The following is a 22,255-nucleotide window of genomic DNA, read 5'->3' on the forward strand; positions in this document are numbered from 1 at the left end:
GGCATCCGCACGTCCGCATCCGCACGTCCGCATCCGCATGTGCGCATCCGCATGTGCGCATCCGCATGTCCGGGCCCGGCCGGCCGCGAGGACGTGCGCGCCCGGCAGGGCGCGCAGCCGCTCGGCCACGTGGCGGCCCAGGTACCCGGTGCCGCCCAGGACGAGAATGCGCATGGGGGACTCAGGCTCCCTTGAGCAGCAGGGACTTGCGGGTGGTGAACTCGGCGTTGGCCCGGTCGTAGTCGTCGGGGCGGCCGATGTCGAGCCAGTAGCCGTCGAACTCGTAGGCGTGCGGCGGGTTCTGCTCCTTGAGCAGGTCGAGGACGAGTTCGTCGAAGCCGAGCGGCAGGCCCGCGGTGTAGCCGTCGAGGGTGGCGCGGCTGAGGCCGTAGACGCCCATGGAGACCCGGTAGTCCATGCTGGGCTTCTCGGTGAAGGCGACGACCTTGCTGGCGTCGGTGGTGAGGACCCCGAAGTCGATGTGCACCTTGCGGGCGTAGGTGGCGATGGTCAGCGGCGCGCCCGACGCCTCGTGCCGGCGCAGGACGTCGGCGTAGTCGAGGTCGGTGAGGACGTCGCCGTTCATGACGAGGAAGCTCTCGGGCAGCCGGTCGCGCAGGGTGAGCAGCGGCCCCATGGTGCCCAGCGGGCTGTCCTCGGTGGCGTAGTCGACGGCCATGCCCCACTGGGAGCCGTCACCGACGTAGGCGCGGATGATCTCGCCCAGGTGGCCTATGGCGATGGTGCAGTGGGTGAAGCCGGCGGCCGACAGCTGCCGCAGCACGATCTCCAGGATGGCGTGCTGGTCGCCGATGGGGACGAGCGGCTTGGGCAGCGCGGTGGTGTAGGGCCGCAGCCGGACGCCCTTGCCTCCCGCCAGGATCACTGCGTGCATGGGGCTCCTCCTTCGAAGAAGACGAGACGTGCCGGACGGGTCAGATGTTGTAGATGCCGGTCTTGTAGCGGGCCAGGTTGGCCGGGTCGCGGAAGAACTCCACGGTGTGCGCGAGCCCTTGTTCGAGGGTGTGGGCGGGCGTCCAGCCCGTGGCCTCGGTGAGCCGGCCGGCGTCGGCGACGAGCCGCATCACCTCGGAGGCGGCCGGACGGATCCGGGCGGAGTCCTCACGGACGTCGAGCGCGGTGTCCATCACCTTGCCGATGAGGGCGACCAGGTCGCCGACGGAGATCTCGCCTCCCGTCCCGGAGTTGAAGGTGCGGCCGACGACCTTGCCGGCGGGCGCGGTGCCGACGGCGAGGAAGGCCTGCGCGGTGTCCTTGACGAAGGTGAAGTCGCGGGTGGGGCGCAGATCTCCGAGGGTGAGGGTGCGCTCCCCCGCCGCGACCTGTCCGATGACGGTGGGGATGACCGCGCGCATCGACTGGCGCGGCCCGAAGGTGTTGAACGGCCGCAGGGTGACGACCGGGGTGCCGAAGCTGGCGTGGTAGCTGTCGGCCAGCCGGTCGCCGCCCGCCTTCGAAGCGGCGTACGGGGACTGGGTGTTGATGGGGTGGTCCTCGGTGATCGGCACGGTCTGCGCGGTGCCGTACGTCTCGCTGGTGGAGGTGTGCACGAGCCGGGGCGTGCCGAGCGCGCGGACCGCCTCCAGCACGTTGAGGGTGCCGGTGACGTTGGTCTCCACGTAACTGTGCGGCGCCTGGTAGGAGTACGGGATCGCGATCAGGGCGGCCAGGTGGTAGGCGACGTCGGCCCCTTCGAGCAGACCGCGGACGGAGCCGGGGTCGCGGACGTCGCCGAGGACGATCTCCACCTGGTCAAGGACGTCCGGGGCGAGGGTCTCCAGCCAGCCGTAGGAGGAGAAGGAGTTGTACTGGGCCATGGCTCTGACCCGGTGTCCGGAGGCGACCAGGGCCTCGGTGAGGTGGGAGCCGATGAAACCCTCGGCTCCGGTGACGGCGGCGAGCGGTGCGGGGGTCAACTGACAGGTCCTTCCGGTGAGTCGGTCAGGAGCGGGTACGTGTTCAGGCGTGCCGGGCGGGGCGGCCGAGCAGCCGCAGCGCACAGGCCACCAGGCAGCACAGGGCGGCGGCGCAGCCGAGCGGCAGCAGCGCCGGGCCCGCGGGCGGGCGCAGCAGGGTGCCCGCGGCCGCGGTGCCCGCCGCGGCCAGGCAGATCGCGGCCGGTGGCCAGGCGGCCCCGAACGCCTGGAGGAGCAGCGCGGTCCACAGCGTGGCCGCGAGCAGGAGCAGCGGGGCCGGCGCGGCGCCGGTGAGGTACGCGGCGGGCCACAGCGGCAGCAGGTAGACGGACAGGCAGAGGGCGAGGACGGCGGCCGAGCGCAGCAGGAAGCCGCCGGGCGTCGCGCTGGCGCGCAGCGCGGCCACGGACAGCCCCCGGTAGCGGTACAGCAGCCATTCCGCCGGTCCCATGCTGACCGTCAGGACGATCACCGCGTACGGCTCCCGCCGCCCCTCCAGCAGCACGAGCAGGCCCGCGGCCAGCCCGAACAGCCCGTACGGCAGCGACCACAGCAGCGCCGGCCGCGCGCCCTCGGGGACGGCCGGGGCGGCGAGGGTGCCGCGCAGGGCGTACGCGGTGACGGCGAGGGTGGCCAGCAGGGCGAGCAGCGCGAGCCCGGCGCGTGGCAGGGGGCCGGGGTGCCACCAGGGCAGTGCGGCGGCGCCCGCGACCAGCGGGGCGAGCGCGGCGAGGAGCAGCCGTTCCCGGGCCAGGACCAGCAGGACGCCGGCCGCCGCGAGGTAGAGGGACTGCGCCGCCGTCGCCAGGAGCACCGGGCCGCCGCCGGCGAGCGGGGAGGCCGCGGCGGTGGCGAGGACGGCGCCCAGGGGGGCTCCGGCCAGCAGGGTACGGCCCGCCTCCCGGGGGCCGGTCGCCCTCCGCAGGTGCGCCCGGTGGCCGAGCCCCTGACCCCAGGACCAGGAGACGAGGCCCGCGACGACGAGCGCGGCGGCGTGCCGCCCGGGGTGCCACAGGGGTGCGGTGAGCAGATAGGCCAGCCCCGGCAGCGCGAAGAGGACTCCGCGCAGCAGGCAGCGGACGTGGTCCGGGCGCCAGGGGTCGGCCGCGGGTGCGGGCTCCGGGAAGGTCCGGGGCACCTGTTCGTAGAGCGCGGTGGCCAGGGAGAACAGGTTCGGATGGCCGTACCGCTCCTTGATCAGCTCGGCGGTCAGGCCTTCCGCCTCCAGCAGGGCGGCCACCTCGTAGGGGTGGACGGCCGGTCCGATGCGGTCGGCGAGGTCGGCGGCGAGACGGCTGACCTCCTCGTCGTCGTGACCGTGACCGGGCAGCCGCAGGGACAGGGTGTGGTCGGCGGGGCGCGCGAGGCGGAGCGCGAGCGTCTCCTGTTCGGTGCCGCCCGGTTCGAGGGCCATGGGTCCGCTCATCCGGTCAGGCTCCCCACCTGGGCGACGGCGGCGACCGGTCGCGGCTGTGCGGCCGACGGCCGTGCCAGGGCGGGCAGTTCGAGGTAGATCGAGCGGAAGGTGTCGATGGTCTGGCGCAGGGTGAACTGCTCGATCACCCGCAGCCGGGCCGCCTCCCCCGTCGCCCGGCGCCGCTCGGCGTCGCCCAGCAGTTCGAGGGCCGCCGCGGCCATGCGGGCCGGGTCGCGCGGCGGGACGACGAGCCCGGTGTCGCCGACGGCCTCCCGCACGCCGCCGACGTCGGTGGAGACGGTGGCCCGTCCGCAGGACATGGCCTCGATCAGGGTGAAGGGGAAGCCCTCGCTGATACTGGAGAGCATCACGACGTTCCCGGCCGCGTAGGCGTCCCTGATGTCGTCGACCCGGCCCTCGAAGGTGACCGCCTCCGCGTGCCCCAGCTCGGCCGCCAGCCCCTCGCACCGCTCCCGGTACGCCTCGCCGCCGCGCGGTGTCCCGCCGAACAGCCGCAGCCGGGCCTCGGGTATCGCCTCCCGGACGAGGGCGAAGGCGCGGATGAGGGTCTCCAGGTCCTTGATGGGGTCGACGCGGCCGGCCCAGCTGAGCGTCGGGACGTCCGGCTCGGGTCCGGCCGACGGGAAGGCGGCCGGGTCCACGCCGTTGTAGACGGTGCGGATCGCCTGCGGATCGGCGCCGCCCTGTTCCTCCCACAGCCGGTTGTAGCGGTTGCCCGGGGTGATCAGGGCGGCCCGGCGGTAGCTCTCCTCGGCGAGCAGCCGGAAGAAGCCGAGGACGACCGCCTTGACCGGCCAGCGGTAGGGGGCGGTGCGGTAGCCGAGGTAGCGCTCGCGCAGGTAGACGCCGTGCTCGGTGAGGAGCAGCGGCACCTCGTACCGGTCCAGGCCGGCGAGGCCGGGCAGCACGGCGACCCCGCCGCTGACCGCGTGGGCCACGCCGTGCCGCGGCGGTGGTGCGGCGAGCGGGCGCAGGGCGTGTTCCAGCAGGGCGGTGGCGGTGATCGCGTCGTGCAGGGTGGGCCGGGCCTCGCGGACGGCGAGGCCCGGGCGGTTCCACACCGAGGCGAGGAGGGCGACGGCCCGGTCGCCGCGCAGGAACGGGCTCAGCGTGCCGTCGGCGGCCGCGCGGGCCATGGTGTACAGGGCGGGCGCGAACTGGTCCTCGGCGTGCGGGTCGAGGAGGGCGGTCAGGAAGCGTTCGTAGGCGGCGGCGAGCCGGTTCCGGGCGCGGCCCCGGGGCGGGCGCCCCTCGGGCGGGGCTCCCCACATGGGGACGGACAGCACGCCGCGGACGTGGCCGGGCAGGTCCCAGACGACGGGTTCGCGTCCGGTGCCGGTGACGGCGATGACGTCGAAGTCGAGGTCGGGCATGCCCTGGACGAGTTGGTCGCACCAGACGCTGACGCCGCCGTGGCTGTGCGGGTAGGTGCCTTCGGTGAGCAGGGTGACGTGCGCCGCGCCGGACGGGCGCGCGCCGTGCTGAACGTGCATCGATGGGGCTCCACGGCCGAAGTGTGGGGTGGTCGTGCGGGACCCGGGCCGCGTCCGGTGTCACCGGACGGGCCCTGGGCTCGGTGCGCCGTTCAGTTGTCCTGGGTGTACGGGACCTGCTCGGTCACGCCCGCGGGGACCTTGGTGTGCGGGGCGGGGGCGGTGGCGGGCGCCGTGCCGGCGGCGGTGGCGGCCGGGGCCGCGGCGGACGAGGGCAGGGTGAAGGTGAGCGTGCCGGTGGAGGCGGTCCAGCCGGACGTCTCGCCCGCGTAGGCGGTGCCGAAGGCGGCGCCGCCCAGGGTGGTGCCGGTGGGCAGGGTGGCGGTGGCGGCGGTGCCGGCCGGCGACTGGACGGTCACCGTGTCGCCGATGCGGTAGGCGGTGACGTGGCCGGCGTTCACCGCACTCTTCCAGGAGGTGCGGCGCTGCAGTTCGGTGCCGATGTCCTTCATCCGCAGGTTCACCAGCGGGGTGTTGTCCGCGAAGAGGGCGTCGTAGCCGTCCAGTACGCCGTCCAGGACCGGGTAGGCGATGCGGTCCTCGGCGAGGTTGGACTGGTGGATGAAGTGTGGCTTGGGGTCGCCCGAGAGCACGTGGCCGAGGGCGATGCGGGTCTCCAGCGGCACGATGTAGGCGCTGTAGCCGGTCTTCGTGTCCAGGGGCGCCGGCAGGCAGGTGGTGGTCGCGGGGTTGTCCTCGCAGATGCCGCTGCCGCCCTGGGCGCGGCTGGTGTAGAGCCAGTTGTACTCGTCGACCTGCTCGGTGGCCCTGCCCGCGTTGTAGAAGACGTTCATCGGGTAGCGGGAGACGGTGGTGGCGGGGCCGACCTGTCGCTGTTCGGGGTCGCGGGAGTTGTCCGAGGCGAGCCAGGCGACGCCGTTGTCCGCCAGCGCGGGCGCCAGGTTTGGGTTGTCGCCGGGCTGCTGCGGCAGGATCTTCAGACCGGAGTGTTCGCCGGTCACCAGTTCGTCGGTGTCGAGCGGCAGTCCGGCGGCCTGGCCCCAGGCGCGGTTGGTGGCGATCTCGTAGTCGATGGTGGACCGGCTGACCCACTTGGTGCTGCCGTCGGTGTTGGTCTCGCAGGTCCACGGCACGACCGTGACGTTCTGCTCGCAGCCGAGGAAGGCGTGCGTGTAGGTGTGGTTGATCCAGCGGAACTGGTTCCGGTCGGCGATGAGCTTGTCGGCGAGCTGGTCGACCCCGTTGTTGTCCTCGCGCTGGTCGACGCTGCCGGCGCCGTTGTAGACGAGGTCGAGGGTGAAGTGGTGGTCCTGCTGCCAGGCGGTGGCGTGGTCGACGTCCGCCGGGGTCATCCGGATGGGGCTGGGCGTGCCCGCGTCGTTGGTGCAGTCGACGTCGCCGGGCGTGCAGTTGAGCCGGGTGTCCCAGCGGTCGTCGGCGGCGAAGACGTCGTCCACGTGGACGGCGAAGTAGTTGCGGGAGGCGCCCAGGTGCACCCCGCCGGTCATCCACTCCACGATGCCGCGGGCCAGCAGCCGGAACTGCTGCTGGTACTGGTTGTAGACGAAGGTGACGACGAGTTCCCGCCGTCCGTCGTGCCGGTACTCGCCGACCAGCGAGCCCTGCCGGGTGGTGCCGGGGATGGGGGCCTGCACGTACGGGGTGAAGTCGGCGCCGGGCGCGGGCGCCGACAGGTAGGCGTAACTCTCGCCGACGGAAGGAGAGTTGTCCTCGAACGGTACGGCGCCGTCGAGGTAACCGAAGGGGCCGGCCTGGCCGGCGGAGGTCACCTGGGCCTGGACGCCGTCGATGCTGCCGGAGTAGCCGCCCGCGGTCGGGACCTGCAGGCCGGCCTGGGGGCGGGCGTAGGTGTAGGCGTCGACCTGGGGGATGGCGTAGGTCTGTTCGTAGGCGGCGAGCGCGGCCATCTCGGCGCTGCCGGCCGTGAACGGGTTGTCGTTGGGCAGGACGACGGCCTGGTACTTGGCGCGCGGCCGTCCGTCGACGGTGTCCGCGAGGAAGCCGGCGTCGATGACGGGCCGGTCGGAGCGAGTGAGGTCGATCTTCGTGTACGGCGTTCCGGCGGTGTCGAGTTCGGCGGCGATGGCGTCGGTGGCCGGACCACCGTCGCTCATCACCAGAACTCTGAGGTCGACGCGCGGTGCGCTGGTGTCGGCCTGCGCCGGGCCGGCCTGCAGGCCGAGCGCGGCGACGATCGCGCCCACCGTCAGCGCGGTGGTGCGTGTGGTCCGCTTCATGCGGTGAAGTCCCCTCCCCGGGCAGGGGTGAGCACGGCTCCCGTGGAGCGGACGCACCCCCTTGCGCGACGCCGGCGTCCCCCTCAGAAGCCGGTCGTCGACGCATCCGTCGCGTCACATGGTGATGGCTCTGTGTAGCTTTTGTGGTCGAGTTACGAAACCTGACGGAAAAGTGCAGGTGTCCAGGGGCAGTTCAGGGAACCCGGAGAACCGTTTGATCGTCAGGGCCCCGAGGGCGCCTCACGACGGCGGACGGCTCGGACGGACGGCTCCGGCCCCTGGTCCGGCCGCCGTACGCCGCACCGGCGGGCCGAGGGGGCCCGCCGGTGCGGCGTCTGGGAGATCCGTGCCTCGCGGGCGGTGCGGCGGGGAGGCCGATTCCAGTCACCGGGTCACGGAACCGGGGCGTCCGTCAGGCGCAGAGGACGCGGGTCTCGGGCGTGTAGACGGGGCCGCCGCTGGTGTTGGTGCTGTCGCTGAACTCGGCGTAGTAGTACGAGTAGAAGCCGATGTTGCCGTTGCAGCCGGAGTCGGCGGCGACCTTGAGGGTCAGCGTGACGGTACGGCTCTGGCCGGGCGGGATGGTGGCGCCGTAGTTGCCGCCGAGGTTGCTCGGGCCGGTGCCGGAACAGGGGGTGCTGCCGGCGGCGGTGGCCAGGTTGCAGCCGGTGAAGCTGTACTTCAGGTCCGGGCGCTGGGTGGTCAGCCAGGTCGGGTCGATGGTCTGGTACACGAACCAGATGTCGTAGGTCTTGTTGTTGGTGATCGTCATCGACAGGTTCACCGAGCCGCCCGGGGTGGTGGTGGCGCTGTCGGTGGTGAAGGTGAGGGCGGCCGGCGCGGGATCGGCGCTCGCACCGGGGGCGAAACCGAAGACGGCGAGGAGGAAGGCGAGGACGGCGGTGAGACCGAGGCGTCTCGGCAGAGGTGATCGCATGGCCCGGGAGGCTAGGCACGCGGCGCCCGCGGCGTCTGCCCCGGCGGGGCGGCACCGGAGCGGACTCTGACCGAAAGTGATCGTCCCGTGAAGGGACAGTGCGGGAGATGTGCAGGCCTGCTACGAGGCGTGTCCGCGCGGATGCATGGAGACACCGGAGCGAGGGATGAGTCCGTCGCTATTGGCGGGGACACGATGCCTGCATCGGCACGGAATGCGGGCCACCGGTTGGACGGAAGGCCGCTTCTCGGCCAAGGGGCGCCATCCGGCCGGGTGTTGAGGGGCGCCGAGGCGCGCGGACGCACGGAGGACGCCCGGGCGAGAGGATGCGTTCCGCCCCGGCGTCCGCCGCGTGCGGTCAGCGGGCGTGGGACCGCTCGAAGACCGCGAAGGCGGCCTCCTGCCGCCATTCGAGCCGCGCCTTCGGGCTGTTCGCCAGGAGGTGCAGACAGGCCGTGGCCCGGACGGGCAGCCCCGGCCGGTCGCCGCGGCAGGCCGGGACCGGCCGGTAGCCCCCGGTCGTGGGGTTGCCCTGCCACAGGCTCGCGCCGGGCAGGAAGGCGTACTCCAGCGAGGCGCGGGCCAGGTCCTTCAGCTCGGGGTAGCCGAGGCCGTAGGTGCCGGCGGCGTACTGGTACTCGTGGCTGATGTCGATGCGGGACACGCCGGGGTCGTCGGTGGCGAGGACGACCGGGACGCCGTAGCGGCGGTAGGTGGTGAAGGGGTGGTCGGCGCCCTTCACACCGAGGATCTGGGCGTTGCTGGAGAACGGCACCTCGACGGCGATCCGGCGGGCCGCCATGGTGCGGGCGGTGCGCTGCCAGTCGTCCTCGTGGACGAGGTCGACGCCGTGACCGACGCGCTCGGTGCGGGCGACGTCGACCGCCTCCCGGATGTGGAACCGCAGGTCCTGGGGCTTGACCAGTCCCGGCCACAACTCGCCCGCGTGCAGGGTGACATGGGCCTTCGGGTACTGGGTGCGCAGGTATCCGACCATGCGCATCTGCAGGCTGTAGTCGCGCAGGGAGCTGTCCCAGTCCTCGGGCTGGACGAGGTTGACCGCCACGAAGCGCGGGTCGGCCTCGGCGAGCCGCATGCCGAGGGCGAGCTGGGTGAAGACCCGCTCCGGTGAACTGCCCCGGGACGCCTGGGAGATCCAGCGGACGGTGAGCCCGCAGCCGGGCCGGGCCCGCGGGGTGCCGCAGCGCTCGGCGGCGCGGAACTCGGCGTCGCCGTCGTCGGCCTCCTTGCGGGCGTCGGCGACGACCTTGTCCAGCTTGCCGCCCGCGACCAGCTTGCGGTGCAGAGCGGCCAGGTCGGCGTCCCAGCCGACCCGGGCCGCCAGCTCCCTCGCGCCGTCGGACGCGGGCGTGACCATCGTCTCCAGGTAGGACTGGTTGTTGCGTACGACGGTGTCCGCGACCTCGGCGAGCAGCTTGCCGCGGTGCCGCCAGGTGACCTCGCCGAACTTGCCGAAGGTGTCGAAGAAGTGGTCGTGGCCGCTCTGGCCGGGCGGGAAGTCCTCCATGGACCAGGCGCGCACGAGCGCGTCGCGGAAGGCGCGGTCGGTGCGCGCGTCGGCCGCGGGCCGTGTACCGGCGCCGCACGGCGGGGCGACCGCGGTCATCGTCCGGGTGTCGACGCACAGCCCGTCCTCGGCGGCCAGCTCGATGAGGTACTCCGTGGACACCGCGCCGGACAGGTGGTTGTGCAGGTCGCCGCCCTTGGGCAGCTGCCGGAAGAAGTCCCGCAGGGCGGTGGGCCGGTCGTGCACGGACCGGAGGTAGGCGTCCGTGCGGGCCTCCGCCGCGGTGACCCGCCGGGGCGCCGGCGCGAGGGGCCGGGCGTCCCGGTGCGCCGGCTCGGCGGCTGCGGGCAGGGCGGACAGCAGGGACAGGACACTGAGGGTGCCGAGCGCGGCCGGAAAGACCCGGCGGGCTACGGCACTTCGACGTTGCAGACTCACACGGGCATGATCACGGACGGATCACGGCAACACGCCCCGTTCCGCCGGATACCGTGCAATAACACCCGACCGGGTGACACACCGGGCGCCGCCCCAGGCGTCGGGCGCGGGCGGAGCCGCCGACTCGGCCGCGGCGCCACCGGCGTGATCCCGCCCCCGCACGAGCGGCCGTCCCGCGCCGTGAAACCCCTGGCCGGATGGAGGGCATGCGGGGCTCCCGCGCGGGTATCCGCGCTGCGACCTCGACAGTCGGCGACCCACCAGGGAGGCGGACCCCCCATGCTGATGGCACACCCCGCGGTACTGCAGGACCTCATCGCGCAGTACGAGGCCCTCGCTCTGCTCGGTGCCGAGGAGAGCACCCCGCAGGCCCGCCAGCGCCTCGCGGACATCTCCTACACACTGTGCGTGGCCACCGGCACCAAGGACGTCGACATGGCCCTCATCGCGGCCCGGCACCGGCTGTCCGGGGCCCGCCCGGAGGACGACTCCCTGCTCCGGCCGGCCGTCCCCGCGCCGTCGGCGCCCGCGGTCTGACGCGGGCCGCACGGGGCCGGTCGTCTCCCGAACCCGCCCCTCTCCTGCGGGCTTCGCCCGCCCACTCCCCCTGAAGTCGTCGCGTCCCGCTTCTGGTCGGCGCGACCTACCGGACGGTATACAGGCCCAGTCGAACGCGCGAGGGCCGCTGTCAGGTGCCGCCCGTGCGCGAGATACCGGCTTCAGGGGGAGGACTCATGACGAACGACACGCGTCCGGCGGGCGGGGCGAGAGGGCGGCGGCGGACCGCCGTGCTGGCGGCGGCGCTGGGCGGATGCGCCCTCGTCGCCGCCTCCACGACACCGGCCGCCGCGCACTCCGGACACGGCCGCACCGTCGACTACGTGGCCCTCGGTGACTCCTACACCTCGGGCCCCGGCATCCCGCGGCAGGTGGACGCGGGCTGCGCGCGCTCGGACCACAACTACCCCTCGCTCGTGGCGGACCGGGCGCAGGCGACCGCGCTCACGGACGTCAGCTGCGCCGGCGCCACGACCGCGGAGATGTGGCAGGCGCAGGGCTCCAACAAGCCCCAGCTCGACGCCCTGGACCGGGACACCGACCTGGTGACGGTCCAGATCGGCGGCAACGACGTCGGCTTCGGTTCCATCATCGGCACCTGTGCCCGGCTCGCCGCCCAGGACCCGGCCGGCAACCCCTGCGAGCGCTCGTACGAGGCCGGCGGACACGACGCGCTGGCCCTCGCCGTCGCGCGCACCGCGCCCAAGGTCGACCGGGTGCTGCGCGCCGTGCACGCCCGGGCGCCGCACGCCCGCGTGGTCGTCGTCGGCTACCCGGACCTGCTCCCCGACGACGGCAGCGGCTGCTTCCCGCAGGTCCCGTTCGCCCAGAAGGACTTCCCCTACCTGCGGGACACCGAGAAGCGGCTCAACCTGATGCTGCGCCTGGTGGCGGCCCTGAACCGGGCCGAGTACGTCGACACCTACGGCCCGACGGTCGGCCACGACATGTGCAAGCCGCCCGCGGACCGCTGGATCGAGCCGCTGCAGCCGGCCGCGCCCGCGGCCCCGGCGCACCCCAACGCCAAGGGCGAGGAGGTCATGGCCCAGGCGGTCCTGGACCGGCTGGCAGGGGGACGCGGACGCCACTGAGCCGGGGCGGCCTCCGTGCGCGCTCCGCCGGAGGCCGCCGTACGGTGCGTCAGCCGCCGAGCGCGCCCAGCACCACGGCCTTCGCCTCCTCCTGCACCCGGGCCAGGTGGTCGGCGCCGAGGAAGGACTCGGCGTAGACCTTGTAGACGTCCTCGGTGCCCGAAGGGCGGGCCGCGAACCAGGCGTTGTCGGTGGTGACCTTGATGCCGCCGATCGGGGCGCCGTTGCCGGGCGCCTCGGTGAGCACGGCCGTGACCGCTTCCCCGGCCAGCGTGTCCGCGGTGACCTGGGCCGGGGACAGCTTGCCGAGCAGCGCCTTCTGCTCCCGGGTGGCCGGGGCGTCGACGCGGGCGTAGGCGGGCTCGCCGAAGCGGGAGGTCAGCTCGGCGTAGTGCTCCGACGGGGTGCTGTCCGTGACCGCCGTGATCTCGGAGGCGAGCAGCGCCAGGACGATGCCGTCCTTGTCGGTGGTCCACACCGAGCCGTCGCGGCGCAGGAAGGAGGCACCGGCCGACTCCTCGCCGCCGAACCCGAGCGAGCCGCCCACCAGTCCGTCCACGAACCACTTGAAGCCGACCGGGACCTCGACCAGGCGGCGGCCCAGGTCGGCGGCGACCCGGTCGATCATGGTGGAGGACACGAGGGTCTTGCCGACGCCCGCCTCGGCCGGCCACTGCTCACGGTGCCGGTAGAGGTAGGAGATGGCGACCGCGAGGTAGTGGTTGGGGTTCATCAGGCCCGCGTCCGGGGTGACGATGCCGTGCCGGTCGGCGTCGGCGTCGTTGCCGGTGGCGATGCGGAAGCGGTCGCGCTGCTCGATGAGGGAGGCCATCGCGTAGGGCGAGGAGCAGTCCATGCGGATCTGGCCGTCCCAGTCCAGGGTCATGAACCGCCAGGCGGGGTCGGTGTGCGGGTTCACCACCGTGAGGTCGAGGCGGTGCTGTTCGGCGATCCGCCCCCAGTAGGCGACGGAGGCGCCGCCGAGCGGGTCGGCGCCGATGCGCACGCCGGCCGAGCGGACGGCGTCCAGGTCCAGCACGCTCGGCAGGTCGCCGACGTACGTGCCGAGGAAGTCGTGGCGCCCGGTCGTGTCCGCGGCGAGCGCGGCGGCGTACGGCACCCGCCGTACGGCCTTCAGGCCCTCGGCGATGATCTGGTTGGCCCGGTCCTGGATCCAGGAGGTCGCGTCGGAGGCCGCCGGGCCGCCGCTCGGCGGGTTGTACTTGAAGCCGCCGTCGGCGGGCGGATTGTGCGAGGGGGTGATGACGACACCGTCCGCGAGTGAGGAGGTGCGGCCGCGGTTGTGCGTGAGAATGGCGTGCGAGACGGCGGGGGTGGGCGTGTAGCCGTCCGCGCTGTCGACGAGCACGGTCACGTCGTTGGCGGCGAACACCTCCAGCGCGGTGACCTTCGCGGGCTCCGACAGGGCGTGGGTGTCGGCGCCCAGGAAGAGCGGCCCGTCGGTGCCCTGCGCCGCGCGGTATTCGCAGATGGCCTGGCTCGTGGCGGCGATGTGGTCCTCGTTGAAGGCGCTCGCCAGGGACGAACCCCGGTGCCCCGAGGTGCCGAACGCCACCCGTTGTGCCGGGTCGGCCGGATCGGGGTGCAGGGCGTAGTACGCCGTGACCAGCCGGGCCACGTCGACGAGGTCCTCGGGACCGGCCGGACGGCCGGCTCGCTCGTGCGGCATGAGTACGTTCCTCCGCGTGGGGTGTGGTCGTGTCCTCTCCGTCCATCTTTCCTCGTCAGGCCCCTGACACGCGAGTACGCCCCGCCTTATGATCCAGTGCTCACGATCTCCGTGCCGTCCCGCGGTCCGTGCGGGGCGCTCTTCGCAGACAGGTCTTCCGCCGTGCCCGGATCCCCCGCCAAGGCCCCATGGCTCCTCGCCCGTTGCGCCCAGTTCGCCGTCGTGGCGGCGGCCGGTGCCGACGTGTTCCGGGCACGGGCGGCACGCGGGCGGCTGCTGCACCCGGCGGCCACGTCCGCCGCCGGGTTCGTCCAGGTCACCCAGATCTACTTGTATGTGACGACGGCGGCCGTCGTGCTGTTCCTCGTGTGGTTCGCCCGCTGCCGGCGCAACGCCCTGCTCCTCTCCCCCGGCCGGGTTCCGGGTTCGGCCGCCTGGGCCGTCCTCGCCTGGCTGCTGCCGGTGTTCAACCTCTGGGTGCCACGCGGGCTCATGCAGGACGTCCACCGAGCGAGCATCCCCGCCGGCGCGGCGGCGGACCGCCCGGACACCTTGGTGAACGTGTGGTGGGCGGCCTGGGTGGGGCACGCGGTGCTGGGTCTGGCGGTGATGAACCTGGGTGGCGGCACCTCGCTGCCGCTGCTCGTGACCGCGCAAGCCCTCGGCCTCCTGGCCGCCGCTCTCGCCGTCGCCGTCGTCCAGCGCGTCACGGCACGGCAGGCCGCCGCACTGGGCCCGGGGGTGCCGGTGCCCGCGCCGGACGGCCTGCCGCAGTCCTCGTGACCGCTCGGATCAGCCGATGTGGTAACTGTCCCCGTACACCTTCCAGTCCAGCGGGGTGTTCAGGTCGAGGTTGCCCTTGCGCAGGAAGACCCGCTGTTCGGTGTCGACGCGACTGGTGTCGCTGTGTGCCTCCTCCTGCTTCATGGCCCAGACCCGGGCGTCGAGGAAGGCGTTCAGGTACGTCGTCTCGCTGCCGCCCTGGGCCGGCGGCCTGGCGCTGCGCAGGGCGCGCGCCCTGATGTTGCGGAAGCTGGTCGGGTCGTCGCCGTCGCCGTGCATGACGATGGCGTCGTAGTAGCAGAACTGGCCGAGGGCGCGCAGGCCGTCCGTCTTGCCCCGGGCGACCGCGGGGTTGAAGTAGACGCGGTCGCGTTCGTCGTTCTGGCACTGCTGGAAGACGGTGTCCTTGGCCGCCGTGCGCCAGTCCTTCGGGTAGTTGGGGTCCAGACCCGAATGCGAGTCGGTGCCGTTGACCTTGCGCAGGGCCGGCAGGTACTTGGCGAGGACGTTGCCGGACCTGCGGTCGGCGTAGAGCTGGACGAGGTCGAGCATGTCGCCGGTGCCGGAGCAGAAGCCGATGATCCCGGCGGTGTAGCCACGGCCGTCGCCGATGTCCTCGATGTACTTGTACTGGGCCTTCCAGTCGAGCGAGGAGTTCTCCGCGCTCGACACCAGCTGCATCGCCGTCTCCTTCTTCGCCGGGTCGTCCAGGCCCGGTGCGGCGGCCGACGCCGTGCCGACGCGGGAGACTCCGAGCAGCGCGCCCGAGGCGACCGCGCCGAGCGCGGCGACGACGGTGCGGCGGGTGAGGCGGGCGTGGGCTGATGTGTCGCGGTCTGCGTGCACCACAGGGACTCCAAGTGGGGGCAGGGGGTGGGGGGTTGACCGGTTGTCGGTCCGTACCTCATTGGTAGGAAAGTTTCCTATCAAATGCGGGGAGGGCCGGTAACCCCGTCTGCGCGAAGTTCGTAGGATCGAACAGCCTCGCGGATCCCGCCCGGCCGGCTCAGGTGCGGCGCATCCGCTCCCGCTCCCGCTCCCGCTCCTGGGTGAACGCGTACAGCTCCTTCGAGGTGAGGATCAGGTCCTGCCGCTCCTCCCGGGAACCGACCATCGGCTGCGAGCCCCTGAGCGGCACCTGGGCGCTCTCCGGAAGGAACTTGACGGTCAGCAGGCCGATCGCACCCGCCAGCATCAGGTAATAAGCGGGCATCAGGTCGTCACCGGTGGCCGTGACCAGCGCGGCCGTGACCAGCGGGGTGGTGCCGCCGAAGGCCGCGACGGCGATGTTGAAGCCGATACCCATGGCGGCGTAACGGACGGCCGTCGGGAACAGGGCCGGCAGGGTGGCCGCGCTCGGCGCGGCGAAGCAGGCCAGCAGGGTGGACAACAGCAGCACCCCGAGGATCGGCGGCCAGGTGCCGTGCGCCTTGATCAGCAGGAAGGCGGGCACGGCCAGCACGATCATCGCGGCGGCGGCGACGGCGTAGACCGGCCGCCTCCCCACCCGGTCGCTGAGCCGGCCGATGAAGGTGATCAGCACGACGATCCACAGCATGCCGATGAGTACGAGGAGGTCCGCGGAACCGCTGGAGCGTTTCAGGGTCTCGGTCTGATAGGTCGGCAGATAGCCGGTGACCATGTAGTTGGTGACGTTGTACAGCAGCACCAGTCCCATGCAGATGAGCAGGGACCGCCAGTGGTTGCGGACGATGTCCTTGAACTCGCTGCCCGCCGACTCCTGCGCCAGGCTCTTCTCGTGCTCGTCCAGCTGCTGCTGGAAGGCCGGGGACTCCTCCAGCTTGAGCCGCATGTACAGGCCGATCACGCCGAGCGGTCCGGCGATCAGGAAGGGGATCCGCCAGCCCCAGGACAGCATCTGGGTGTCCGTCAGCGCCAGGTTCAGCACGGTCACCAGGGCCGAGCCGAGGGCGTAGCCGACGAAGGTGCCGAAGTCGAGCCAGCTGGAGAGGAAGCCGCGCCGGCGGTCGGGCGAGTACTCGGCGACGAAGGTGGTGGCTCCGCCGTACTCCCCGCCGGTGGAGAACCCCTGGACCATGCGGGCCAGCAGGAGCAGCGCGGGCGCGGCGATGCCGATCGTGCCGTAGCCGGGGATGACACCGATGGCGAAGGTGCCGACCGCCATCATGATCATGGTGGTGGCGAGCACCTTCTGCCGGCCGAGCCGGTCACCGAGCGGCCCGAAGAACAGGCCGCCGAGCGGTCGTACGACGAAGGCCGCGGCGAAGGTCGCGAAGGAGGAGATGACCTGGGCGGCCGGGGAGGCACCCGGGAAGAAGACCTTGCCGATGGTGGCGGCGAGGTAGCTGTAGACGCCGAAGTCGAACCACTCCATGCAGTTGCCGAGTGCGGAGGCGCCGACGGCGCGCCGCAGCAGGGGCGGTTCGACGACCTGGACGTCGTCCTTGCCGAAGGCGCCCCGGTTGCGGTGAAGCCGGCGCGTCAGTTCCTCGCGGACCTGGCGCGGCAGCCGCGCCACGCCCTTCGGCACTCGCGGCCCGTTCCGTTCCGGTCGGCCCTCGCCGGACAGCGCACTGCTCACGAGCGCTCCTTCCTCTCACCCCACCTGATCACCGCCTGCCCTTCTGGCCGATTCAGAAACGGAAGCGCTCAATCCCATCCGGGACGGCGGTTGGACTTGCGGGGCGCGGCGACGCAGGGTGGACGAGCCCGTCCGCACCCGGAGGGGCACCCCTACGGCACCACCCGGAGAACACCCGATGACCCACGTCGCGGACCCCGCTCGCTACGACGGCACCATGCGCTACCGGCGCACCGGCCGCTCGGGACTGGACCTGCCGGTCCTGTCACTGGGCTACTGGCACAACTTCGGCGACGACCGTCCCTTCGAGACCCAGCGCGAGATCGCCCTGCGCGCCTTCGACCTGGGGATCACCCACCACGACCTGGCCAACAACTACGGTCCGCCCTACGGCGCGGCCGAGGAGAACTTCGGGCGGCTGCTGCGGCGGGACCTGGCGCCGTACCGGGACGAGCTGGTGGTCTCCACCAAGGCCGGCTGGGACATGTGGCCCGGCCCCTACGGGCAGGGCGGCGGCTCCCGCAAGTACGTGCTCGCCTCGCTGGACCAGTCGCTGCGCCGGATGGGCGTGGACTACGTGGACATCTTCTACTCGCACCGGCTGGACGCGAGCACGCCGCTGGAGGAGACGATGGGCGCGCTCGACACCGCCGTCCGCCAGGGCAAGGCCCTCTACGTGGGCATCTCCTCCTACGACGCCGAGCGCACCCGGCAGGCCGCCGCGATCCTGCGTGAGCTGGGCACCCCGCTGCTGATCCACCAGCCGTCGTACAGCATGCTCAACCGCTGGATCGAGACGGACGGCCTGCTGGACGCGGCCGAGGAGGAGGGCTTCGGCGTCATCGGCTTCACGGCGCTCGCCCAGGGACTGCTCACCGGCCGCTACCTGGACGGCATCCCGCAGGACTCGCGGGCCGCGCGCGGGACGTCCCTGGACGCGGCGTGGCTCACCGAGGACATGCGGGAGCGGCTGCGCGCCCTGAACGACATCGCGGCCCGGCGCGGCCAGACGCTGGCACAGATGGCGCTGGCCTGGGCACTGCGTGACGAGCGGGTGACGTCCCTGGTGATCGGCGCCTCGCGGGTCGAGCAGCTGGAGCAGAACGTGGCCGCGCTGGAGAACCCCGGCTTCACCGCCGAGGAGCTGGCCGAGATCGACAAGTACGCCACCGAGGGCGGCGTGGACCTGTGGCGGGACGCCCGGCTGGGCACGCTGGGCTGAGCGGAGAAGTCCGGCACCGAGTGACAGAGGCTCTAGACATAAGGAAAAAGTAGGACATAGTGGAAGTCACTCGGACAGCGTTGTCATCCGTTTCCGCCCGCGCCATCCCGTGACTTCGAGGAGCCGCTCGCCGTATGGCCTACGGAGCCCACCGCAGCCCCCTTCTGCCTCCCCAGCCCGACCTGGGCCTCGCCCGCGACTGCGAGCAGTGCCTCGGCTGGGGGACCGTCGTGACGCGCGACGGAGAGCACGAGCTCTGCCGGACCTGTCAGCCCTCCGCCGTCGACGACGAGGGCGCCCCGCCCTGTTGACAGCCGCCCGCCGCGGAGCGTGAGCCCGTGGGGGCCGCCCGCCCTCCGAGGGCGGGCGGCCCCGACGTACGGTGGAGGCATGGCCCCTCCGCTTCCGGGACCGCTCGCCCATCTGGCACCGCTGCTCGGCCACTACGGCTACTGGGCCGTGGGGGCCCTGGTGTTCGTGGAGGACTTCGGTGTCCCCGCGCCCGGTGAGACGATCCTGCTCGCCGCCGGCGTGTACGCGGGCGCGGGGCGGCTGAACATCGTGGCCGTGGCGGCCATCGCGTTCGTCGCGGCCGTGGCCGGGGACAACATCGGCTATCTGATCGGCCGGCTCGGCGGCCGCGCCTTCGTGCACCGGTGGGGCCGGTACGTCTTCCTGACCCCGAAGCGCTTCGAGGCCGCCGAGGCGTTCTTCCGGCGGCACGGCGGCAAGATCGTGACCGTGGCCCGGTTCGTCGAGGGGCTGCGCCAGGCCAACGGGATCATCGCGGGCACGACCGGCATGCACTGGCTGCGCTTCCTCGCCTTCAACGCCCTCGGCGCGGCCCTGTGGGTCGGTCTTTGGGCGACCCTGGCCTATCTGGTGGGCGACCACATCACGACCGTCTACGACGAGATCAGCCGCTACCAGCTGTACGTCGTCGTCGCCGTCGCGGCCCTCGTGGCGGCCTTCGTCGTACGCCGTCTGCTACGGCGGCGACGCGAGCCCTGACCCCCGGCCGCGGCGCCCGCGGCGCAGGACGGCGGGCGCCGCGAACGATCACGAGGAGCGCGCCGTCCGCCGCGCGGACCCTCCCTTCGCCGTGGGAGCGGGGCCGGAGCCCGGGGTGTCGCCGTCGGTGCGTTCGTGGCCGCCGCGCAGGGCGGACGCGACGGCGGAGATCAGGGCCATGCCCGTGGCCACGCCGAAGACGATGGTCAGACCGTGGTGGAAGGGGCCGGAGACCAGTTCGGGGAAGAAGGTGTGGCCGGTCAGGGTGGCACGCTGGGCCGCGGTCAGGTGGTCCAGGGTGCCTCCGCCGAGCAGGTGCCCGATGGGGTTGTCGCCGAGGAACGTCGCGAACAGGGTGCTGACCGGAGGCAGCGAGGCCGCCTCGTGGGCGGTCGCGGCGGGCACGCCGTGCGCCTGGAGTCCGCTGCTGAGCGTGGCCGGCAGCGACGAGGCGAGGCCGGACACCATCAGGGAGAAGAAGACGCCGATGGACAGCGCCGTACCCGAGTTCTGGAAGGTCGAGCGCATCCCCGAGGCGGCGCCCCGGTAGCGGGCCGGCACGCTGCCCATGATGGACGAGGTGTTGGGCGAGGAGAACATGCCCTGGCCGAGGCCGTTGAGCAGCAGCAGCGCGGCGAAGGCGCCGTAGTCGAAGTTCACGGGAAGCGTCAGGAGCCCGAGGAAGGAACCGGCGACGACGACGAGTCCGGCGGTGGAGAAGACGCGTGCGCCGAAGCGGTCGGACAGGTAGCCGGAGACGGGTCCGGCGATCAGGAAGCCGAGGGTGAGTGGCAGCATGAAGATGCCGGCCCACAGCGGGGTGTCCTCGAAGTCGTAGCCGTGCAGCGGCAGCCAGATGCCCTGCAGCCAGATGATCAGCATGAACTGCAGTCCGCCGCGGGCGATCGCGGTCAGCAGCGCGGCCAGGTTGCCCGCGGCGAAGGCCCGCACCCTGAACAGCGACAGCCGGAACATGGGCTCGGCGACCCGGGTCTCGACGACGCAGAAGACCAGCAGCAGGAAGAGCCCGCCGAGGACCCCGGTGAGCACCCAGGGGTTGGTCCAGCCGGTGGCGTGGCCGCCGTAGGGCTGGATGCCGTAGGTGATGCCCGCGAGCAGGAAGCCGGCGCCGGACGCGAAGGTGAGGTTGCCGAGCCAGTCCACGCGGCCCCGCCCGCCGGCCGCCGTCTCGCGCAGGCTCAGGTACGACCAGACGGTGCCGGCGACGCTGACCGGGACGCTCACCCAGAACACCGCACGCCAGTCGACGGCGGCGAGCAGGCCGCCCGCGAGCAGGCCCAGGAACTGCCCCGCGAGCGCGGTGATCTGGTTGATGCCGAGCGCCGTGCCGCGCTGCCGGGCCGGGAAGGCGTCGGTGAGGATGGCGGCCGAGTTGGCCGTCAGCATGGAGCCGCCGAAGGCCTGCACGATGCGCCACAGGATCAGCCACAGCGCACCGGCACCGGCCCGGAACGGGTCGAGGGACAGCGCGACGGAGGCACAGGCGAAGACCAGGAAGCCGAGGTTGTAGATGCGGACCCGGCCGAACATGTCGCCGAGCCGGCCGAGGACGACCACCAGCACGGCCGAGACCAGCAGATAGCCGAGGATCATCCAGAGCAGATAGCCGATGTTGCCGGCCGAGAGCGGGTCCAGGCCGATCCCGCGGAAGATGGCGGGCAGCGAGATGATCACGATGGAGGCGTCCATGGTGGCGATCAGGACGCCGAGCGTGGTGTTGGACAGGGCGACCCACTTGTAACCGGGGCCCGGAGGTGTCTCGCGGTGGCGGGCGGAGTGGGCGAGCAGCCGGGCGCGTACGCCGCCTGACGGGGCGGGGGTGCGGGCGCTCATATCCGTTCCGCCAGCCGGTCGAGCAGAGGCAGGGCGTCCTGCAGTGCCTGCCGCTCCCGCGGGGTGAACTCGTCGAGGGCGTGGCTGAGCCGGGCGACGGACTCGGAGCGGCGCTGCTCCAGGATGGCCCGGCCCTCGTCGGTGATCGCCAGGATGGCCCGGCGGCCGTCGGCCGGGTCCGGCGTACGGCTCACCAGTGCGCGCTGTTCGAGTCCGGCGAGCGTCGAGGCCATCGCCTGCGGTCTGACCCGTTCGAGCTCGGCGAGCGAGCCGGGCGAGTCCGGTCCGCTGCGGGCCAGCCGGGCCAGCACCGAGACACCGGAGAGGGACACGTCCCCCACCGCGTGCGCCTGGCGCAGCCGGCGGACGATGCGGCCCATGGCCAGCCGCAGCGCGCCGGCGAGTGCGATCGTCTCCATGTCCTAACAGTAGGTTTATCAGTCTGGACTGTTCAACCTTTGTTCGACCGCGGAGAACGCGAGCAACGGACCTTTCTCCGGTTTGGACCCCGCCACAGTGGCAAGCCGAATGTGGTCCAGACACAACGAAGACGTGGGGATGTGAAACCGATGGCTGGCAACCAGAAGGCGAAGGCCAAGGCGGAGCAGGCCAAGGGCAAGGCCAAGGAGGCCGCCGGCCGCGCCGTCGGCAACGAGCGCATGGAGGCCGAGGGCCGGATGGAAGGCGCGCGCGGCGACGCCCGGCAGGCCAAGGAGAAGGCGAAGGACACCTTCAAGCACTGAGTCGGCCGGTTGTCCGGACTCCGCACGGGTCCGGGAAATCCAGCGGTGAAGCGGATTTCCCGGGCCCGTCGTGCCGAGGGGCCGTACGCCGCCCGGCGGGCCCGTACCGCGGGCCGGTGTACGGCCCCGGGGCACCGGCGGCCTCTCATCTGGGGCGCGTGGGCAACCGGAGGAATACCGGTGCTCGTCCCTTTGATCGAGGGGTCAGCGGGTAGCCGGGCAGGGACGGCACGACGACCCCCCTAGGTGCGCGGAGCCCCCCGCACGACGACGAGGGACCCCGACCCCCGGAGGAAAAGGGCAACGACGTATGGACATCCCGCTCAGGACACACGCGACGACGACGCAGGCCCGCCCCGGGCACCTGCGCTACAGCCGCACCTGGCACACCGGTGTGACCAGCATCGCCGACGCGCGAGACGCCGTCGCCGCCCTGCTCTCCCGGGCCCGGCCGGCACCGGACCGGCGCTCGGTGCAGGACGCCCAGCTCGTCGTCAGCGAACTCGTCACCAACGCGGCGCAGCACGCCCCCGGCCCGTGCGCCCTGCTGCTGGAGCTGCTGCCGGGCGCCGCCGCGCTGTGCGTCACCGTCACGGACACCTGCGCCCGGCCGCCCCGGCGGCGCCCTCCCGACCCGGGGCGGGTCGGCGGCCACGGACTGCACCTCGTGTCGATGCTCACCCGCGGCCTGGAGGTGACCTCGCTGCCGCACGGCAAGCGGGTCACCGCCACGGTGCCGCTGACCTGAGC

Annotated in this window: 21 protein-coding genes; 8 read left to right on the plus strand and 13 right to left on the minus strand. The window is 72.6% G+C overall.

Going from position 1 to position 22,255, the window contains the following annotated elements:
* From AB0N17_RS32855 to AB0N17_RS32890, 8 genes are all read right to left on the minus strand, one after another.
* The coding region (locus tag AB0N17_RS32855) for an NAD-dependent epimerase/dehydratase family protein (RefSeq protein WP_366015300.1) at positions 1 to 174 on the minus strand (174 nt) is incomplete at its 3' end.
* Positions 175 to 181: 7 nt separating this feature from the next.
* Entirely contained in the window at positions 182 to 895 is a 714-nt protein-coding gene (locus tag AB0N17_RS32860; protein WP_366015245.1) for a sugar phosphate nucleotidyltransferase, read from the minus strand.
* A gap of 40 nt (positions 896 to 935) precedes the next feature.
* Positions 936 to 1,937, minus strand: a complete 1,002-nt coding sequence (locus AB0N17_RS32865; RefSeq protein WP_366015246.1) for a GDP-mannose 4,6-dehydratase — start codon at positions 1,935 to 1,937, stop codon at positions 936 to 938.
* Positions 1,938 to 1,980: 43 nt separating this feature from the next.
* Positions 1,981 to 3,363, minus strand: coding sequence for a hypothetical protein (locus AB0N17_RS32870; protein WP_366015247.1), 1,383 nt, complete (start codon positions 3,361 to 3,363; stop codon positions 1,981 to 1,983).
* Complete coding sequence (gene pelF / locus AB0N17_RS32875) at positions 3,360 to 4,868, minus strand: GT4 family glycosyltransferase PelF (protein ID WP_366015248.1); 1,509 nt, start codon at positions 4,866 to 4,868, stop codon at positions 3,360 to 3,362. Before pelF ends, AB0N17_RS32870 begins: the two co-directional genes overlap by 4 nt.
* 92 nt (positions 4,869 to 4,960) lie before the next feature.
* Positions 4,961 to 7,087: a hypothetical protein gene (locus AB0N17_RS32880; protein ID WP_366015249.1), complete on the minus strand. Its 2,127-nt coding sequence runs from the start codon at positions 7,085 to 7,087 to the stop codon at positions 4,961 to 4,963.
* A gap of 412 nt (positions 7,088 to 7,499) precedes the next feature.
* A complete protein-coding gene (locus tag AB0N17_RS32885; RefSeq protein ID WP_366015250.1) occupies positions 7,500 to 8,024 on the minus strand; it encodes a hypothetical protein in 525 nt (174 codons plus the stop codon).
* Between the two features lie 358 nt (positions 8,025 to 8,382).
* Entirely contained in the window at positions 8,383 to 9,990 is a 1,608-nt protein-coding gene (locus tag AB0N17_RS32890; RefSeq protein WP_366015251.1) for an adenosine deaminase, read from the minus strand.
* 279 nt (positions 9,991 to 10,269) lie between these two features.
* On the opposite strand from AB0N17_RS32890, the gene AB0N17_RS32895 reads away from it, so the two are divergent.
* Positions 10,270 to 10,527, plus strand: coding sequence for a DUF5133 domain-containing protein (locus tag AB0N17_RS32895; RefSeq protein ID WP_366015252.1), 258 nt, complete (start codon positions 10,270 to 10,272; stop codon positions 10,525 to 10,527).
* Positions 10,528 to 10,724: 197 nt separating this feature from the next.
* On the plus strand, positions 10,725 to 11,639 hold the full coding sequence (locus tag AB0N17_RS32900; protein ID WP_366015253.1) for an SGNH/GDSL hydrolase family protein: 915 nt from the start codon (positions 10,725 to 10,727) through the stop codon (positions 11,637 to 11,639).
* 49 nt (positions 11,640 to 11,688) lie between these two features.
* Here AB0N17_RS32900 and pgm read toward each other — a convergent pair whose 3' ends face one another.
* On the minus strand, positions 11,689 to 13,329 hold the full coding sequence (pgm, locus tag AB0N17_RS32905; RefSeq protein WP_366015254.1) for a phosphoglucomutase (alpha-D-glucose-1,6-bisphosphate-dependent): 1,641 nt from the start codon (positions 13,327 to 13,329) through the stop codon (positions 11,689 to 11,691).
* Between the two features lie 162 nt (positions 13,330 to 13,491).
* Between pgm and AB0N17_RS32910 the strand changes: the two genes are divergently transcribed.
* Positions 13,492 to 14,112, plus strand: coding sequence for a DUF4328 domain-containing protein (locus AB0N17_RS32910; protein ID WP_366015255.1), 621 nt, complete (start codon positions 13,492 to 13,494; stop codon positions 14,110 to 14,112).
* A gap of 9 nt (positions 14,113 to 14,121) precedes the next feature.
* Here the strand turns inward: AB0N17_RS32910 and AB0N17_RS32915 are convergent, their stop codons facing one another.
* Both AB0N17_RS32915 and AB0N17_RS32920 read right to left on the minus strand, forming a co-directional pair.
* The gene (locus AB0N17_RS32915; RefSeq protein ID WP_366015256.1) at positions 14,122 to 14,961 is read right to left on the minus strand and encodes a chitosanase; all 840 of its coding nucleotides are present in this window, start codon (positions 14,959 to 14,961) and stop codon (positions 14,122 to 14,124) included.
* Between the two features lie 157 nt (positions 14,962 to 15,118).
* Positions 15,119 to 16,675 (minus strand): MFS transporter, encoded by a 1,557-nt coding sequence (locus tag AB0N17_RS32920; RefSeq protein WP_366015257.1) that lies wholly within the window; start codon positions 16,673 to 16,675, stop codon positions 15,119 to 15,121.
* Positions 16,676 to 16,853: 178 nt separating this feature from the next.
* On the opposite strand from AB0N17_RS32920, the gene mgrA reads away from it, so the two are divergent.
* From mgrA to AB0N17_RS32935, 3 genes are all read left to right on the plus strand, one after another.
* Entirely contained in the window at positions 16,854 to 17,897 is a 1,044-nt protein-coding gene (mgrA, locus tag AB0N17_RS32925; RefSeq protein WP_366015258.1) for an L-glyceraldehyde 3-phosphate reductase, read from the plus strand.
* A 134-nt stretch (positions 17,898 to 18,031) separates the two neighbouring features.
* Positions 18,032 to 18,208 carry a hypothetical protein gene (locus AB0N17_RS32930; protein WP_366015259.1) on the plus strand — a complete coding sequence of 59 codons (177 nt, stop codon included), beginning with the start codon at positions 18,032 to 18,034 and terminating at the stop codon, positions 18,206 to 18,208.
* Positions 18,209 to 18,287: 79 nt separating this feature from the next.
* The gene (locus AB0N17_RS32935; RefSeq protein WP_366015260.1) at positions 18,288 to 18,908 is read left to right on the plus strand and encodes a DedA family protein; all 621 of its coding nucleotides are present in this window, start codon (positions 18,288 to 18,290) and stop codon (positions 18,906 to 18,908) included.
* 48 nt (positions 18,909 to 18,956) lie between these two features.
* On the opposite strand, the gene AB0N17_RS32940 is transcribed toward AB0N17_RS32935, so the two are convergent.
* Both AB0N17_RS32940 and AB0N17_RS32945 read right to left on the minus strand, forming a co-directional pair.
* Positions 18,957 to 20,762 (minus strand): MFS transporter, encoded by a 1,806-nt coding sequence (locus tag AB0N17_RS32940; protein WP_366015261.1) that lies wholly within the window; start codon positions 20,760 to 20,762, stop codon positions 18,957 to 18,959.
* Positions 20,759 to 21,181, minus strand: a complete 423-nt coding sequence (locus tag AB0N17_RS32945; RefSeq protein WP_366015262.1) for a MarR family transcriptional regulator — start codon at positions 21,179 to 21,181, stop codon at positions 20,759 to 20,761. The genes AB0N17_RS32940 and AB0N17_RS32945 overlap by 4 nt, the downstream gene beginning before the upstream one ends.
* 150 nt (positions 21,182 to 21,331) lie before the next feature.
* On the opposite strand from AB0N17_RS32945, the gene AB0N17_RS32950 reads away from it, so the two are divergent.
* Both AB0N17_RS32950 and AB0N17_RS32955 read left to right on the plus strand, forming a co-directional pair.
* Positions 21,332 to 21,505: a CsbD family protein gene (locus AB0N17_RS32950; protein WP_366015263.1), complete on the plus strand. Its 174-nt coding sequence runs from the start codon at positions 21,332 to 21,334 to the stop codon at positions 21,503 to 21,505.
* A 310-nt stretch (positions 21,506 to 21,815) separates the two neighbouring features.
* Positions 21,816 to 22,253 (plus strand): ATP-binding protein, encoded by a 438-nt coding sequence (locus AB0N17_RS32955; protein ID WP_366015264.1) that lies wholly within the window; start codon positions 21,816 to 21,818, stop codon positions 22,251 to 22,253.
* Positions 22,254 to 22,255 lie beyond the last annotated feature (2 nt).

Origin of the sequence: Streptomyces sp. NPDC051133, from assembly GCF_040682635.1 — a bacterium.
GTDB lineage: Bacteria > Actinomycetota > Actinomycetes > Streptomycetales > Streptomycetaceae > Streptomyces.